General features: G+C 65.0%; 2 protein-coding genes. Both read right to left on the reverse strand.

What is annotated here, in order from left to right:
• Positions 1-151 precede the first annotated feature (151 nt).
• Positions 152-877 (reverse strand): SRPBCC family protein, encoded by a 726-nt coding sequence (locus AHiyo1_RS10675; protein ID WP_059388552.1) that lies wholly within the window; start codon positions 875-877, stop codon positions 152-154.
• A 61-nt stretch (positions 878-938) separates the two neighbouring features.
• Positions 939-1,591: DUF6707 family protein (locus tag AHiyo1_RS10680; RefSeq protein WP_340639311.1), on the reverse strand; the 653-nt coding region annotated here is incomplete at its 5' end.

The following is a 1,591-nucleotide window of genomic DNA, read 5'->3' on the forward strand; positions in this document are numbered from 1 at the left end:
TTTCGCTGAGCCGCGCACCCACCTCGAAGGAAAACGCGGACTGCTGGGCAGCTGCGAGCGTGGACGGATCGGACTCGGAGTTAGACCCGGAATGGGGCACGGAAGAATCGGCTGGCACCGTTACAGTCTGCCAGCCCCGGAGCGTGAATCGTCAGTGCGAATGCACCTCTGTGGGGTAGTTCTCAGCCTTCCAGCTGTCCCAGTGGGAGCGGATCGAGTCCAGGCTGGCCGCGCCCAGGTCGTAGGTCGAAGCGATCACGATCGTGCCGCCGTCGGGCCTCTTCTCCGGAATCACCGGCTGGTCAGCCACAATCAGCAGCCCGTCGCCATGTTCCGCGTAACTGTGGACGGTGAGGCCCACCTGGTGGTTGCTCCGGAACCAGACCTTGCCGGAGAGGGCCTCGCCCGTGGGTAGCGTGAGCGAGTATTCCTCGCCAGGTGCCGGGACGTCGGCCAGTCCAAGTTTCTGGATCCCGGATCCGCTGCCGCCAGGCAGGGAGACAAAATGCGTGCGCCGGTGCCCGTGCGGATGGCGTTCCAGGGCGAATCGGAGCTGGTGCAGGAACGTCAGCCAGCCCTGGGTGATGTCTTCGTCCCACGCGGCCCATTCGGAATCATGGTCCAGGGCTGCCCGCGTCACGCGGACCTCGGTGCCTCCGCTGACCGGGGTGAGCTCGAAGACGTCGCCGCCGTTCACAGTGAGGCTTGTGTGGTCGGGACCCTCGACCACGTCGGTGCTGAAGTAGATCTGGTTGATTTCGTCGCCGAGTTCGTCGGCCTCCCAGCCGTGCCATTGAGCCACGAGCGACGGTTCGCGCAGCGAAGTCCAAACTTGCTGCGCGTCGGCATTAACAACAACGCTCAGATTGTTCGTCATGGCCCGAATCTACCGCCGTTGGCGCGAACGCGACAGGTCTTGCGAAATCCTCCGATAGCGCCTACGCCCGCACGGCCTCGAGTTCGTTCGCGATCCGGTGATCGAGTTCCCCCACGCCCAGGGTGTTCGAGCCGCCGTGCGAGCGGAGGAACAGCAGGGTTTCGAGCCGGAGCAGCCGCCATTCGCGCTCGGCATCGCGGTTGCCGTTGTCGATGGAGCGGAAGATTTCCTTGTCGTAGAGGTTCGGTTCGTTGAGCCCGCGCTGCCGGACTTTGGCGGCGATCCGGGCCTTGAACGGGTCTGTCTCCACGGTGTCCGGGGCTTGCAGGAGTTGATCGTAGACTGCCGCGCGTTCCGTTTGGCCGAGCTCACGGCAAATGAAGCTGGAAAGTGCGAGGGAACGTTCAACGGACATCCACCGGTCGCGGTTTCCGTCGTAGGGGAGCACGTTGAGAATATCGGCCACCGCGAGGGCGCGGTCCGGATCCCGCAGCTCGATGAAAAGGTCGTGGGCCAGGTCGCTCAGGTCCCGCAGGCAGCTTCCCGACTTCGTATTGATGCCCTTCACGAGACGCTCGCTCAGCACCGCAACCCCATTCCGGCCGGGGTGGGCTTCGCCAGCGGCGCCCACGATGTTCTCGGGAGAGTCTGTCGGTTCGGGGATCAGGGCGAGCTGCGCGGGATCCGGCCCCGCCGGCCGGCTGACAGTCGGTG

Origin of the sequence: Arthrobacter sp. Hiyo1, from assembly GCF_001263615.2 — a bacterium.
Lineage (GTDB): Bacteria > Actinomycetota > Actinomycetes > Actinomycetales > Micrococcaceae > Arthrobacter.